At 43.5% G+C, this 14,067-nt stretch carries 14 protein-coding genes; 10 read left to right on the plus strand and 4 right to left on the minus strand.

Going from position 1 to position 14,067, the window contains the following annotated elements:
* The first annotated feature begins 63 nt into the window (after positions 1-63).
* From PSF16_RS05685 to PSF16_RS05715, 7 genes are all read left to right on the plus strand, one after another.
* Positions 64-1,452 carry an amino acid permease gene (locus PSF16_RS05685; RefSeq protein ID WP_154631352.1) on the plus strand — a complete coding sequence of 463 codons (1,389 nt, stop codon included), beginning with the start codon at positions 64-66 and terminating at the stop codon, positions 1,450-1,452.
* A 192-nt stretch (positions 1,453-1,644) separates the two neighbouring features.
* Positions 1,645-2,577 carry a 50S ribosomal protein L3 N(5)-glutamine methyltransferase gene (prmB, locus tag PSF16_RS05690; protein ID WP_272688945.1) on the plus strand — a complete coding sequence of 311 codons (933 nt, stop codon included), beginning with the start codon at positions 1,645-1,647 and terminating at the stop codon, positions 2,575-2,577.
* Between the two features lie 103 nt (positions 2,578-2,680).
* Positions 2,681-3,769, plus strand: coding sequence for a chorismate synthase (gene aroC, locus PSF16_RS05695; protein ID WP_006661338.1), 1,089 nt, complete (start codon positions 2,681-2,683; stop codon positions 3,767-3,769).
* Positions 3,770-3,936: 167 nt separating this feature from the next.
* A complete protein-coding gene (locus tag PSF16_RS05700) occupies positions 3,937-4,740 on the plus strand; it encodes a TSUP family transporter (RefSeq protein ID WP_272688946.1) in 804 nt (267 codons plus the stop codon).
* A gap of 17 nt (positions 4,741-4,757) precedes the next feature.
* A complete protein-coding gene (locus PSF16_RS05705) occupies positions 4,758-5,306 on the plus strand; it encodes an elongation factor P hydroxylase (RefSeq protein WP_006660240.1) in 549 nt (182 codons plus the stop codon).
* A gap of 30 nt (positions 5,307-5,336) precedes the next feature.
* Positions 5,337-5,609 carry a YfcL family protein gene (locus tag PSF16_RS05710; protein WP_006660241.1) on the plus strand — a complete coding sequence of 91 codons (273 nt, stop codon included), beginning with the start codon at positions 5,337-5,339 and terminating at the stop codon, positions 5,607-5,609.
* Positions 5,610-5,613: 4 nt separating this feature from the next.
* The gene (locus tag PSF16_RS05715) at positions 5,614-6,147 is read left to right on the plus strand and encodes a GNAT family N-acetyltransferase (protein WP_272688947.1); all 534 of its coding nucleotides are present in this window, start codon (positions 5,614-5,616) and stop codon (positions 6,145-6,147) included.
* Between the two features lie 35 nt (positions 6,148-6,182).
* On the opposite strand, the gene mnmC is transcribed toward PSF16_RS05715, so the two are convergent.
* Positions 6,183-8,213: a bifunctional tRNA (5-methylaminomethyl-2-thiouridine)(34)-methyltransferase MnmD/FAD-dependent 5-carboxymethylaminomethyl-2-thiouridine(34) oxidoreductase MnmC gene (gene mnmC, locus PSF16_RS05720; protein WP_272688948.1), complete on the minus strand. Its 2,031-nt coding sequence runs from the start codon at positions 8,211-8,213 to the stop codon at positions 6,183-6,185.
* 201 nt (positions 8,214-8,414) lie between these two features.
* Here mnmC and fabB point away from each other — a divergent pair, with 201 nt between their 5' ends.
* Complete coding sequence (fabB, locus tag PSF16_RS05725; protein ID WP_006660244.1) at positions 8,415-9,626, plus strand: beta-ketoacyl-ACP synthase I; 1,212 nt, start codon at positions 8,415-8,417, stop codon at positions 9,624-9,626.
* Between the two features lie 95 nt (positions 9,627-9,721).
* Here fabB and PSF16_RS05730 read toward each other — a convergent pair whose 3' ends face one another.
* Positions 9,722-10,081, minus strand: coding sequence for a LysR family transcriptional regulator (locus tag PSF16_RS05730; RefSeq protein ID WP_272688949.1), 360 nt, complete (start codon positions 10,079-10,081; stop codon positions 9,722-9,724).
* On the opposite strand from PSF16_RS05730, the gene PSF16_RS05735 reads away from it, so the two are divergent.
* Positions 10,033-10,434: a DMT family transporter gene (locus PSF16_RS05735; protein ID WP_272688954.1), complete on the plus strand. Its 402-nt coding sequence runs from the start codon at positions 10,033-10,035 to the stop codon at positions 10,432-10,434. The two genes, PSF16_RS05730 and PSF16_RS05735, sit on opposite strands and share 49 nt — an antisense overlap.
* Before the next feature lie 162 nt (positions 10,435-10,596).
* Positions 10,597-10,923 carry a hypothetical protein gene (locus tag PSF16_RS05740; protein WP_006660246.1) on the plus strand — a complete coding sequence of 109 codons (327 nt, stop codon included), beginning with the start codon at positions 10,597-10,599 and terminating at the stop codon, positions 10,921-10,923.
* 129 nt (positions 10,924-11,052) lie between these two features.
* Here the strand turns inward: PSF16_RS05740 and PSF16_RS05745 are convergent, their stop codons facing one another.
* Both PSF16_RS05745 and PSF16_RS05750 read right to left on the minus strand, forming a co-directional pair.
* Complete coding sequence (locus tag PSF16_RS05745) at positions 11,053-12,303, minus strand: hypothetical protein (RefSeq protein WP_036975378.1); 1,251 nt, start codon at positions 12,301-12,303, stop codon at positions 11,053-11,055.
* Positions 12,304-12,554: 251 nt separating this feature from the next.
* Positions 12,555-14,063, minus strand: a complete 1,509-nt coding sequence (locus PSF16_RS05750) for a tripartite tricarboxylate transporter permease (RefSeq protein WP_036966166.1) — start codon at positions 14,061-14,063, stop codon at positions 12,555-12,557.
* Positions 14,064-14,067: the final 4 nt, after the last annotated feature.

Here is a 14,067-nt window from a genome sequence, read left to right on the forward strand (position 1 = left end):
CAGCCGACTATGTATCGGCTGCGAATTCTCTTCGAAACGACTGATAAAAACGAAGGACACAACATGCAAAGCACATCACAACTTGCGCGTGGACTTTCTGCGCGCCACATCCGATTTATGGCCCTCGGTTCAGCAATAGGAACGGGGTTGTTTTATGGTTCAGCAAAAGCGATACAAACAGCGGGTCCGGCGGTCCTGCTTGCCTATATTATCGGCGGTGCCGCTGTTTTTATGGTTATGCGCGCCCTTGGTGAAATGGCAGTACGTAGCCCACTTGCGGGGTCATTTTCTCAATATGCGAGCCACTATTTAGGTGCGAGAGCTGGTTTTTTCACGGGGTGGACATATGTATTTGAAATGCTGATCGTCTGCTTGGCGGATGTGACCGCATTTGGGGTTTATATGAAGTTATGGTTCCCCGATGTCGCACAGTGGATTTGGGTACTGAGTATTATCTGTTTTATTGGTGCGATTAACTTATGTCACGTTAAAACCTTCGGTGAAATGGAATTTTGGCTATCGATTGTCAAGGTTGCGGCGATTGTCGCCATGATTGTCGGTGGCGCTGCCATTATGATGTTTGGTTTTGGTCAAGCTTCTGAACATGCCGTTGGGGTATCAAACCTGTTTGATAATGGCGGGTTTATGCCAAATGGAATAGGCGGGGTCATCGCCTCATTTGCGGTAGTAATGTTTGCCTTTGGCGGGATTGAAGTGATTGGAATTACGGCTAGCGAAGCCAAAAATCCTGATGTGACGATCCCAAGAGCGATTAATGCGGTGCCTGTACGTATTTTACTTTTTTATGTACTGACATTGTTTGTCCTCATGTGTATCTACCCGTGGAATCAAATTGGTCAAAACGGTAGCCCGTTTGTTCAAATATTTGATAGCTTAGGCATTTCAGCGGCGGCGAATATTTTGAACGTGGTGGTGATCACTGCTGCAATTTCCGCGATTAACAGTGATATTTTTGGTGCAGGTCGAATGATGTATGGTATGGCTCATGAAGGGCAGGCACCAAAATCATTTACTAAGTTAACGAAAAATGGGGTGCCTTGGATGACCGTATTGGTCATGGTGTTGGTACTGTTTATCGGCGTGGTACTGAATTACATGATCCCTGAAGATGTATTCTTAGTTATCGCATCGATTGCGACCTTTGCAACGATTTGGGTTTGGTTGATGATTTTGTTGGCTCAGTTTGCGATGCGTCGTAAGATGACGCCGGAACAAGTCCAGCAATTGAAATTCCCTGTGCCAATGTGGCCTGTTGCGCCCATCCTCGCGATCGCCTTTATGTTATTTATTTTTGGTGTCTTAGGGTATTTCGAAAGTACTCGAATTGCGCTGTATGTCGGTATTGGTTGGTTAATATTGTTGACGATTGCCTACGCTGTTTGGGTAAAAAAACCAGAAAAAGAAGTAAAAGAAGTCGAAGAGTTAGCGTAAAACATACAATATAGTGCATCGTACAGTGCCCTTGATGAAAGTCAGGGGCACAGCTATTTGGGCACCTAAATAGGCAAACAAGTGCTCATCTGTGTATTTTCTTACATTAATCTGCTGATTTGTCTCTCACTTCATGGCAAACTTTAGCCATTCAAATTTTCCTTTTTAATAGACAGGTAGGAGAAACCCTTCTTGGAAAAGATCTTCGTTGATGAAGCCGTCGCAGAACTTCATACCATTCAAGACATTTTACGTTGGACCATGAGCCGCTTTAACGCTGCAAATATTTACTATGGTCACGGCACAGATAACCCATGGGATGAAGCCTTACAGTTAGTATTGCCAAGCCTGTATTTACCGATGGATTTACCGGATGAGCTACTGACTTCGCGCCTGACGCCAACGGAGCGCCATCGTATTATTGAGCGCGTATTACGTCGCATCAATGAGCGTATTCCAGTTGCCTACTTGACTAACAGCTCATGGTTCTGTGGTCATGAATTTTATGTGGATGAGCGTGTGTTGATCCCGCGTTCGCCAATTGGTGAACTGATTAACAATCATTTTGTGGGTTTATTATCTGACGAACCGCAAACGATCCTCGATTTGTGTACAGGAAGTGGTTGTATTGCTATTGCTTGCGCGTACGAATTCCCTGAAGCAGAAGTGGATGCAGTGGACATCTCAACGGATGTATTGGCGGTGACTGAGCAAAATATTGCGAATCATGGCTTAGAGCATCGAGTGATCCCAATTCGTTCAGATTTGTTCAGAGATATGCCTGAAGTTAAATATGATTTGATTGTCACGAATCCACCGTATGTGGATGCAGAAGACATGGACGATCTACCACAAGAGTTCCGTGTCGAACCTGAGTTAGCACTGGCTGCGGGTAGTGATGGTCTGAAATTAGTCCGTCGTATCCTAGCGAATGCACCTCGCTTCTTAAATGAAGACGGAATTTTAGTGTGTGAAGTGGGTAACAGTATGGTGCATCTGATTGAACAATATCCAGATATTCCATTTATCTGGTTAGATTTCGAATTTGGTGGTGATGGCGTGTTTATGTTAACCCGTGAGCAGTTGGTTGAACATCACGAATACTTCGCATTATACATTGATTAATAAAGAGTTGCGTTACTCGAGATAATCAAATAAAACATAATAATTACGCACAACATCATATTTTTTAACAAAATAAGAATCGCAAGCAAATAGGAAACAGGGAATGGCTGGAAATTCAATTGGGCAACTGTTTCGTGTGACCACGTTTGGAGAGTCGCACGGACTCGCGTTAGGCTGTATCGTTGACGGTGTTCCACCGGGATTGGCACTAACTGAAGCGGATTTACAAATCGATTTAGATCGCCGCCGTCCAGGCACTTCTCGCTATACCACGGCGCGACGTGAACCTGACCAAGTAAAAATTCTGTCTGGGGTTTTCAATGGTGTGACAACGGGCACAAGCATTGGACTATTAATTGAAAACACGGATCAACGCTCTCAAGATTACGGCGCGATTAAAGATGTGTTTCGTCCAGGACATGCTGATTACACCTACGAGCAAAAGTATGGCATGCGCGATTACCGAGGTGGTGGACGTTCATCTGCACGTGAAACTGCGATGCGCGTTGCGGCTGGGGCAATTGCTAAAAAATATCTGCAAGAAAAATTTGGTATACAAATTCGCGCTTGTCTAACGCAAATGGGCAGCGTGGAGTGTGAAATTAAAGATTGGTCGATTGTCGAAGAAAACCCATTTTTCTGCCCAGATCCAAGTAAATTAGATGCCCTTGATGAGCTGCTTCGTGGCTTGAAAAAAGAAGGGGACTCTATTGGTGCGAAAGTCACCGTTGTCGCTGAAAATGTGCCTGCGGGGTTAGGTGAGCCAGTTTTTGATCGTTTAGATGCTGATATTGCCCATGCCTTGATGAGTATTAATGCGGTAAAAGGGGTGGAAATTGGTGATGGTTTTGGCGTTGTCAGTTTAAAAGGCAGCGAAAACCGTGATGAGATCACGCGCCATGGTTTTACATCTAATCATGCGGGTGGCATTTTAGGTGGGATCAGTAGCAGCCAACCTATTATTGCGCATATCGCCATGAAACCAACCTCAAGCATTACGGTTTCAGGGAAAACCTTGGATCGCCATGGTGAAGAAGTCGAGATGATCACGAAAGGTCGCCATGATCCATGCGTCGGTATTCGTGCAGTGCCAATTGCGGAAGCCATGATGGCGATTGTGCTAATGGATCACTTCTTGCGCCACCGTGGACAGTGTGCGGATGTTGTGCCAACAATGGCGCCATTTGAGTAATTACCGGTATTTTTAGTGGATATCCGTCGGGGTATCCACTGTGTTTTAAAGGTTAGGATGAAACCTCGATTATAATCCATCCGGGCTGTGATATTTATTGTCTATCAATGAGGCAGTAAATAGATAACAAATCTACATCGTGATAGTTCACTTATCTGGAATGTAAAATGGATTGGCTTACCGCCGTTGCGCCTGAAGTTTACGCTCTGTTGTTCTTTGTCGCTCTACTTGCCGGTTTTATCGATTCTATTGCAGGAGGCGGTGGCTTACTGACTATCCCCGCGTTACTGTCTGTAGGAATTACCCCGGTTGAAACGTTGGCAACCAATAAGTTACAAGCGATTGGCGGCTCTTTCTCAGCCACGCTCTATTTTGCTCGGCGTAAAGCGATCAATTTACGAGAGCAAATTTTCCCAGTCATTATGACCATGATTGGGGCGATGATCGGGGCGATTTTAATCCAATCTATCGATACTGCTTTTTTGAAACAGCTTTTACCGGTGATGGTCATCTGTGTTGGGCTCTATTTTTTACTGACGCCTTCCTTAGGAGTACAAGATAGACCTCAGCGTGTCAGTATGCCGATTTTCGGTGTGGCGGCAGGGATGGGGATTGGTTTTTATGATGGCGCATTTGGTCCGGGTACGGGGTCATTTTTAGCGCTAGCCTATGTTCTGTTATTAGGGTATAACCTCGCCAAAGCAACAGCACATGCGAAATTGTTAAATTTTGCCTCCAATTTTGGATCTTTGATCTTTTTTATTATCGGAGGTCATGTTCTTTGGGTGCTTGGTTTTGTTATGCTTGCCGGTCAAATGGTTGGCGCGAGACTGGGTGCGCGTTTAGTGTTAACCAAAGGACAAAAACTTATCAGGCCGATGATCGTCGTGATTTCATTACTCATGAGCATCAAGCTGTTAAATGACAGCCACGGTGACGACATTAGAGCTTGGTTTCTCACATTATTTTAAGATGATTTAAGCGTTCCATGACCCAACATCACTATCAGCAACTTATTGATATTTTTGAACAATGTTTCGGCAAAGAGTACAACACCAAGTTGGTAAAAGGGGATGACGAGCCTATCTATTTACCCGCAGATGACACCACGCCATATCACCAAATCGTATTTGCTCACGGTTTTTTCACGAGCGCACTTCATGAGATTTCTCACTGGTGCATCGCTGGGGAAGCCCGTCGTCAGCAGGTAGATTATGGTTACTGGTATTGCCCAGATGGTCGCGATGAGAAAACCCAATGTGATTTTGAGGTTGTTGAAATCAAACCTCAGGCATTTGATTGGTTTTTCTGTGTTGCAGCAGGTATTCCTTTCAATGTGAGTTGTGACAACTTGGAAGGGGATTTTGAACCTGACCGTATCGCATTTATGCGTAAAGTCCATGGGCAAGTGATGGAGTACCTCGAAAAAGGTATCCCAGAAAGACCGCTACGCTTTATTAATGCGTTACAATCGTTTTACAATACACCTCCACTTTCTGCGGAACTGTTTCCTTATCCGGAAGATATTTTCGCCTAATAGAATCACCCACTACAGTAAGGATTAAGCATGCTTGCGGATTTTGAAACACGCATACTGACGAAAATTGATGATATGGTTGAACACGCCAGCGATGATGAGCTGTTTGCTGGTGGTTATTTGCGTGGTCACTTAACCCTTGCTGTCGCCGAGTTAGAAGAAGAGAATGAATCCAGTGTTGATGCGCTGTACCAGCGTGTTGAGCTGAGTATCCAAAATGCCATCAAAGCAGGTGAATTAACACCACCAGACCAAGTTTTAGTGCTGGGTATGTGGAAAACTCTGCTGGATACTGTGCGTTAGTTTTATGGATCCCATTGATTGCATGTATTCCATTCGATTAGCAACCCATGAAGATGCTCAATTTTTACCTGCGGTGGAAGAATCTGCAGGACAAACCTTCGCGGGGCATCCTAAGTTTGATTGGATAGCTCAAGGTGAGGTTCAGCCGGTAGAAAATCACGTTGAATGTATCCGTAAAGGCTTAGAATGGCTAGTCGTTGACAGCCATGATCAACCTGTTGGCTTTATTATGGTAGAACACTTAACAGGTAATCTGCATATTGTGGAGCTTTCGGTACAGCAATCAGCGCAAGGGAAAGGCTTAGGTAAACGGCTTATCACGCAGGTTATTGATTTCGCTAAATCCCAGCAAGTGAGTCATGTCACACTGACCACATTCCGAGATATTCCGTGGAATGCACCTTACTATCAGCGTTTAGGCTTTTCTATTATGGCGGCATCTCAGTTAACACCTGAGCTAGACGCGATTTTACAACAGGAAGTCGATGCAGGGTTTCAAGCAGCAGATCGCTGCGCTATGCAATTGAGCGTCAATTAAATATTAGGGCTTCCAAGTAGAAGCCCTCTTTTCGTTTATGCTTCTTTCGTGGTGATTGGACGTCCTGCCAGTAATTTTCTTACCCAGAAACGATTTGGATGCAGTGCTGCTAGCACGTCATCATCTGCGGGTATGGGCTCTCCAAACATGTGTGCCGCTAAAATTTCAGCGCAAAGAGGTGCAGTGGAAAGCCCTCGAGCACCTAACGCCCCAAATACAAACAGATTTGGATACGCTGGCGAGGATGAAATAGGTTGTTCCCGACGTACTTGGCTAGGTAAATCGGCATAAAGTTGTATCAATGCATTAAAGTCAGGCACATTTCCCAGAAGCGGCATATGGTCGCGGATCACACAGCGTATTCCTTGGCGTGATTGCTGGTCGGTGATATCCACTTGTGCCGTCCAATCGGCATCCGGAAGGCTAGTGAGTAATTTTTGCAGGTTTTCTTGCTGCTCTGCCTCTGAATATTCAAGATCCAAATTATCGCGTTGGTAGCTAGCGCCTAAACAGTGATGTTGATTTGTCACATCCTCGGGGGTCATATAGCCTTCAAAACACAATACAGTTTTTAATTGTCGCAGTGTTGGGTTAGTTGGAATGTGGCTGACTTGCCCACGAACAGGGGTGATAGGCAGATTTTTCGTTTGTTCAAATTGGCTTAATAAGTGACCGTTGGCAATGACGACAGTCTGATGATGTGTTTTTTGCTGGTTATCAAACGTGAGTTCCCAGCCATCCTCGGCATGCTGTAAGTCAGTAACTTGCTGCCCAAAATGAATATTCATGCCTTGCTGAGTTAGATTTTTCGCTAAGCTTTCACACAACTGAGCTGGGCATAGCCAACCGCCCGTTGGATAATAGATCCCGCGATGGTTTACATCTACACCGCTGAGTTCACTTAGCTGTTGCCGGTCTTTACCCACTGCAAACTCTTCTGGCCATTCAATTTGCAGCATATTATCGATTTTTTGGGTGGCTTTAGGGCTATACGCCATTTGGCTCACCCCGCACCATTGCCCATTGAAAGGCAGCCCTTGCGCGTGGAGTTGTTGATAAAAGCGGGTAGCAAATGGAAATCCACTCACAAAAAAACGCTCCAAGGCGTTATCGTTCCCTGTCAGTAAAGGGTAAACCGCACCTTGACGATTGCCAGAGGCATTTTGGGCAACCTGTTGATCTTTACAATAAATTGTTACGTTAGCGCCTCTGCTTTTGAGTGCACGAGCCAAGGTGAGGCTGGCGAGCCCACCCCCAATAATTGCAATATCATCGGTGCGGGTGGCGGGTTGACGAGCAAACCAAGGTGCCGTCAGGCTTGTCAGGTTGTTTTCTAAGAGGCCAGTCAACATTTCACGTTTCAGACCAAACCCTTTCACTTTTTTGATGGTAAAGCCCGCTTGCTGGAGTCCGCGTTTAACAAATCCGGCCACTGTAAAGGTAGCAAATGTCCCACCTTGACGAGCAAATTTTGCCATTGCAGCGAACAACTGTTCGCTCCACATTTGTGGATTTTTTGAGGGTGCAAAACCATCTAAAAACCATGCATCTATCTTATTGTTTAAATTATCATTAAGTACGGATATTTGCGTATTTACATCACCAATCCATAAATCGAGGGTGATTGCGCCATTTTCTAAAATAAGTCGATGATTACCAGGAAGGGCAGATGGCCACTGTTCACATAATTGTTGTGAAAGGCTAGCAAGCTCTGGCCAACAGCGATGTGCAGCAATTAAATCGGCTTTTGATAGCGGGTATTTCTCGAAGCTAATAAAGTGGAGCCGCTGTAATGTTGCATTGGAATTTTCACGTTTAAATTGATGAAAAGCTTGCCATAAAGCGAGAAAATTCAAGCCAGTACCAAATCCAGTCTCCGCAATCACACAAGTTTCATCTTGATGTGTTAGAAATCGTTGTGGGAAATGATTTCCCTGCAAAAACACATGGCGGCTTTCTTCCAACCCATTTTGGTTAGAAAAATAAATGTCTTCAAACTGTTCTGAGATCGGAGTGCCTTCCTCATTCCAACTGAGGTGAGCGGTTTGTACAGCTGTCTTTTTCACGTTTAGGTCCGTCATTGCAAAATCATGCCTGAATTCTAACGCCGATATGAATGTAAGGCTACCGTCACATAAAAGCCTTATTTGTGTCACAGAGAAAAAAATACAAATATTTACCCTGATCGGACTTGTTCAGCGTACAAGTGTAAGCTAAAGTGACACCTGTAATCCCGTAATCATATAATTATAGACATGAGGTAACGAATGAAGCGTGCAGTCATAACTGGCCTAGGTATTGTTTCCAGCATTGGTAATAACCAGGAAGAAGTACTGGCTTCTCTGAAGGAAGGTCGTTCCGGGATCACTTTCTCAGAAGAATTTAAAGAGGCAGGGCTACGTAGCCATGTCTGGGGTAATGTAAAGCTGGATACTGAAGGTTTGATTGACCGTAAAGTCCGCCGTTTCATGAGTGATTGCTCTGTCTATGCTTACCTGTCAATGGAACAGGCGATTAAAGATTCAGGCTTAGCGGAAGACCAAGTGTCTAACCTGCGTACGGGTGTTGTTGTCGGTTCTGGTGGCGGTTCCCCACGTAACCAAGTTGCGGGTTCTGACGGCATGCGTGCAAAAGGTCTGCGTGGTGTGGGTCCTTACATGGTAACCCGTGCGATGGCTTCCGGTATTTCTGCTTGCTTAGCAACACCATTCAAAATCAAAGGTGTTAACTACTCAATCAGCTCTGCATGTTCAACTTCTGCACACTGTATCGGTCACGCAGTTGAACTGATTCAACTGGGCAAACAAGATGTCGTATTTGCGGGTGGTGGTGAAGAGCTAAGCTGGGAAATGACCTGTGAATTCGATGCAATGGGCGCACTGTCTACCAAGTACAACGAAACGCCATCAAAAGCATCCAGAACGTATGACCAAGACCGTGATGGTTTCGTCATTGCTGGCGGCGGCGGTATTGTCGTTGTTGAAGAGTTAGAGCACGCATTAGCACGTGGCGCGCATATTTATGCGGAAGTGGTTGGCTATGGCGCAACCTCTGACGGTGCTGACATGGTGGCTCCATCTGGTGAAGGTGCAGTGCGTTGTATGCAAATGGCAATGCACGGTGTTGATAAAATCGATTATATCAACACACACGGGACTTCAACGCCAGTCGGTGATACTAAAGAGTTAGAAGCTATCCAAGAAGTGTTTGGTCATGATTGCCCTGCACTTTCTGCGACTAAAGCGATGACCGGTCACTCTTTAGGTGCAGCAGGTGTTCAAGAAGCCATTTATAGCTTGCTGATGTTAGAGCACGGCTTTATTGCACCAAGCATTAACGTTGAAAATTTAGATGAAAAAGCGAAAGGCTTGAACATCATCACTAAACCAACTGAGCAAGCACTGAACACAGTGATGTCTAACAGCTTCGGTTTCGGTGGTACCAACGCAACCTTAGTGATGAGCAAATACAAAGCGTAAGTTTCATTTACTGAAATGCACGAAATAGAAAGCGAGGGCTAAGGCTCTCGCTTTTTTTATGAATTTTGATAGATAGCGAAATAGGGTAACACGGATTAATCGGAGTTTTCGCCATAAAGCTCGCCTTCGTCTTTCAATTGTTCGACGATAATTCTTCTAAGCCACTCTAATGCCTTATTGGCATCACTGCGTTGATGCCAGACCATTTGAAAGTCCAAATCAGTGGAGGCGTAAATATTGTAAATTTGCCAGTAAGGTACGGTGACTGCAATACGGCGTTGTTGATGACTTAATTGCAGTTGATGATCAATTTCATTCGCATCAAAAGGCTTCATACTCACTAAAATATGGGGATGCGATAGCCAATTCGCGAAATCCATCTTACCTTGCGGGTGTTGTTGTACCAATCCAAGCGGCAAGTAATGCCCTATTAGCGCGGCAATTAGGTCATCCATTATGGGCGAGTGCAACATCTCTGGTCATCAGCTTAATTGTATTAATTCCACTCTTAATTATTTTTAAAGTACCTAAGCCTCATTTCAGTACTGAGCTATTTAATCAACCAATCTGGATTTGGTTTGGTGGTATTGCTGGGATGCTTTATTTCACTTCGGCTTTAATTTTAGTACCTAACATTGGCAGTACGACATTTTTTGTTTTGGTTATTGCGGGACAATTAATTATTTCTGCATTTATTGAGCAATTTGGCTGGTTTGGAATGAATCAAAGTTCGATTCCAATTGGAAAAGTGGTGGGGATTGGTTTAGTTATTCTTGGTGTTCTATGCGTGCAATTTTCACGGAAGTAATTGAGGTTAGCTTAAAAAACACCAGCACATCATCTATCCCAAAGCAGAGAACTATTGAGTTCGTTTTTATGATGATTTATCAGAGTTATTCGCGAGAATCAAATCATTAAAATGCGTATAAATACACGATAAATAATTCAATCATAAAGCTAGGTGGATAAAATGGCGTATTGGACGGCAAAAAGTGTTCCTGAATTAAAAGGACTAGAGCGAAAAGAACAGGGACGCCTGTTTCGTCAATGTTTGAAAGAAGGCAAAAAGCGTATGGGCGCTAAATATTGGAAGCTTACGGGACTCGCGGTTTTACTTTCTGCCGTATTAGCCTTTATGTTGTTTTTCTTTGGTTTCTTTTCAGGCGGTTTTCTTGGCGGAGCGCTGTTAGGGGCGATGATCGGTGCATTATTTGTGTTTATCGTGCAGACTCCTACCATTGATGTGGGGCGTGAATGGCTACGCGAGCAGGGTTATCCAAAGCCGGAAAATGAATGATTAGAAAAGAAAACCGCGAAAGCGGTTTTTTATTAATTATATATCAGTCAATTATGCTTAAGTAATTGACTGATAAAAACTGTGTTTACATGTACCAAAGAGCGTATTTGGACGAAATGAATGTAAGCATTATAAACTAAACTCTCTGATTAATTCATAAAGCTTTATCGCACCTTTGTTTGACTGTGTGAGCTCAATTTTGTGCATTTTCTTTTGCTGGCTAAGGATTGTGATCGTTTTATTAAAAGAACCTTTTATGCTGACATGTTTGATATCGGCATAGTTAATAATAAAGCTTTCATATAATCTACCTAGTGAACAACACACATACTCAGATGTTAAAATGACGCCATGATCACCACTGCCAAACAGTGTTTCATTGTAATAAAATAGAATGTCATTTTTATTAATATGTTGATTAGGAAATTTGGCGTTAGCACATTGAACAAAATTATTGATTTTTTTGTCATCAAAATCATCATAGCGATAAAAATTATGGTCAGTGTTAGTTTGGTAAGTATTATCTAGCAAAAATTCATGATCTTTAATAGGTAAGGCTTCCGCTATTAATTCTGATTCACTCTGATCAATTTTAGGTGCAACTTGTCCTAATACTGATGCCGCTACAGCGCCAGCACCGGGAAGAACATGTGTTGTAGTTGTTGCGATATTGCGAGTGACTTCTCGCGTATAAGCGCTAACCAACGTTTCGCCTCTCATATGTGCTGAGACGTTTTGTGTCACTGTCGTTGGCGTTAATGTTGTATTGACCGTAATTCTAAACGCGGCTTTTATCGACATTGCAATCATCATAATTAACAACATAATTAATGGACCAGAAATCCATAAAATCGAGAACCTAAAAAGGTAATCTTTTGTTGTCATTGGATAATTTTTCATTCTGAAATAATAAACCGCAGAAATAATAATATACGTGGCAGCGCAAGCTATTCTTTCAGGTAGATCATTATCATGGCGGTAAGGAGATCGGTTTACGTCTAAAATGAACGGTATGAGTAAACTTGCTACAAGTAAAATACTGATGATGGCATCTGGAACTAAACCTTTAATACTGCCAACAGCTTTAGCAATGTTATATATAATCCAAAGTACTAAGATTATTGGACCGACAATAGGAATGATCATGGCTACAGCTGTAATGATGATCCCTATCACAATCCCTGAAAGTATCTCGGAAAAATGCCCTTCAGAATATAAGTAATGAATAAAGAAACAAAAAGAACTGAAAATAACAAGAGGGATAATAAATAGGGTTAAAGCAGGAAAAAGAATACAAGGTATACCAATGATCATTAATAATATAAAAATGAAGTTTGGAGCTCCTTGATTTGGTTGTTCACATCTTAGTTCAGTTGACACTTTTTTTCCTTGTGAATAATAAATATGAAGGGCGCATTATATTGATTATTATTTTTAATAAAAGAAGTAATCAATATAGGTTTCGAGATTTAGAGTTAAATATACAGAATAGTGAGATAAGAAAGTTTAGTTTAAAAGAAAATAGCGCTAGAAATAGAGAAAGCAGATTTAATTGAACGATAAAGTTAATATTTAAAAAAAAGCCCCATGTTCATGGGGCGAAATCTGACAGTCATAACGTACAGTTGGAATTATGCTTGAGCAGTATGGTGACGGCGCTTGCGGATTAATTTAATGATAGGTGGTAGCACCAGAACCAGTATCGCTAAAATTAATAAACTTTTCGAAATAGTGCTGCTCCACAGAATATTGAAATCGCCATTACTGATAGACAGTGAGCGGCGCAAGTTTTGCTCGAGCATCTCACCTAAAACGAACCCGAGGATCAGCGGGGAAAGAGGGAAATTCATCTTCCGCAATATATACCCGAATACCCCAAGTCCCATCATCAGGAGTAGGTCAAATGTGGTGCTGTGTACGGCATAAACCCCGACCGCAGAGACACAGGCAATCGCCGGAACTAAAAACCACAATGGCACTGTGAGCATACGTGTAAACAAGCCGATCAGCGGAATGTTCATGACCAACAACACCACGTTGGCAATCAGCAGTGCAGCAATCAGCCCCCATACGATATGCGGTTGTTCAGTGAACATCCCCGGACCCGGTGTAATGTTGTACAGCGTTAGTGCACCCATCATGACAGCCGTCGTGCCGGAGCCTGGAACCCCAAGCGTTAGCATGGGAATAAACGAACCACAGGCTGAAGCATTGTTCGCTGCTTCAGGGGCCGCGACGCCACGAACATCCCCTTCACCGAACGTACCCTTATCACCGGCAATCTTTTTCTCTGTCATATAGGTAATGGCGCTGGCGATAGTTGCTCCTGCACCCGGCAAAATGCCCACAAAGAAGCCAATAAATGACGAGCGTAATGTCGGACCCGCACAAGCTTTTGCTTCTTTTTTACTGAATAGCATTCGACCGGTTTTGCGGATCAAGCCTTGCCCCGTAGCGGTTCCTTCGAGCATTAACAGAATTTCACTGACGGAGAACAGACCGATGACCACGACGATAAATTGGACGCCATCGGATAAGTTGACACTATCAAATGTAAAACGGTATTCCCCAGAGTTGGCATCGACACCCACCGTGGCTAGCGCCAATCCAATCAAGGCGGCGAGTAGCGACTTGACGGGGTTTTGGCTCATCATGCTGCCTAAACACGCGATAGCAAATACCATCAACGCGAAATATTCAGCGGGACCAAATGCGAGAGACCATTGTGCCAATAAAGGTGCAAATAAAATGATCCCAACAATCGCAATCGTGGAACCGATAAATGAACTGACGGCTGAAATAGACAGCGCAATGCCGCCTTTGCCTTCTTTTGCCATCGGGTAACCATCTAATGTGGTCATAATTGCCGCGGCATCACCGGGTACATTCAATAATATTGCAGAAATGCGCCCACCATATTCACAACCTAAATAGACGGTTGCCAATAAAATTAGCGCAGATTCTGCGGGGAGCTTTAGGGCAAACGCTAACGGTAATAGGATGGCAACACCATTGATAGGACCGAGACCCGGTAACATGCCGACAATCGTACCGATAAAACAGCCAATCAACCCAATCATAATATTTTGAGGGATCAGCGCCACCTCAAAGCCTTGAGATAAATACATCCACGTTTCCATACTT

This window comes from Providencia sp. PROV033 (genome assembly GCF_028484855.1).
GTDB lineage: Bacteria > Pseudomonadota > Gammaproteobacteria > Enterobacterales > Enterobacteriaceae > Providencia > Providencia alcalifaciens.

Excerpts from the sequence above, each read along its gene's own strand:
- PSF16_RS05715 (WP_272688947.1), top strand. The coding sequence starts at position 5,614 with ATGGATCCCATTGATTGCATGTATTCCATTCGATTAGCAACCCATGAA.
- fabB (WP_006660244.1), top strand. The coding sequence starts at position 8,415 with ATGAAGCGTGCAGTCATAACTGGCCTAGGTATTGTTTCCAGCATTGGT.
- PSF16_RS05750 (WP_036966166.1), bottom strand. The coding sequence starts at position 14,063 with ATGGAAACGTGGATGTATTTATCTCAAGGCTTTGAGGTGGCGCTGATC.
- PSF16_RS05705 (WP_006660240.1), top strand. The coding sequence starts at position 4,758 with ATGACCCAACATCACTATCAGCAACTTATTGATATTTTTGAACAATGT.
- PSF16_RS05685 (WP_154631352.1), top strand. The coding sequence starts at position 64 with ATGCAAAGCACATCACAACTTGCGCGTGGACTTTCTGCGCGCCACATC.
- PSF16_RS05700 (WP_272688946.1), top strand. The coding sequence starts at position 3,937 with ATGGATTGGCTTACCGCCGTTGCGCCTGAAGTTTACGCTCTGTTGTTC.
- PSF16_RS05710 (WP_006660241.1), top strand. The coding sequence starts at position 5,337 with ATGCTTGCGGATTTTGAAACACGCATACTGACGAAAATTGATGATATG.
- PSF16_RS05730 (WP_272688949.1), bottom strand. The coding sequence starts at position 10,081 with ATGGATGACCTAATTGCCGCGCTAATAGGGCATTACTTGCCGCTTGGA.
- aroC (WP_006661338.1), top strand. The coding sequence starts at position 2,681 with ATGGCTGGAAATTCAATTGGGCAACTGTTTCGTGTGACCACGTTTGGA.
- PSF16_RS05740 (WP_006660246.1), top strand. The coding sequence starts at position 10,597 with ATGGCGTATTGGACGGCAAAAAGTGTTCCTGAATTAAAAGGACTAGAG.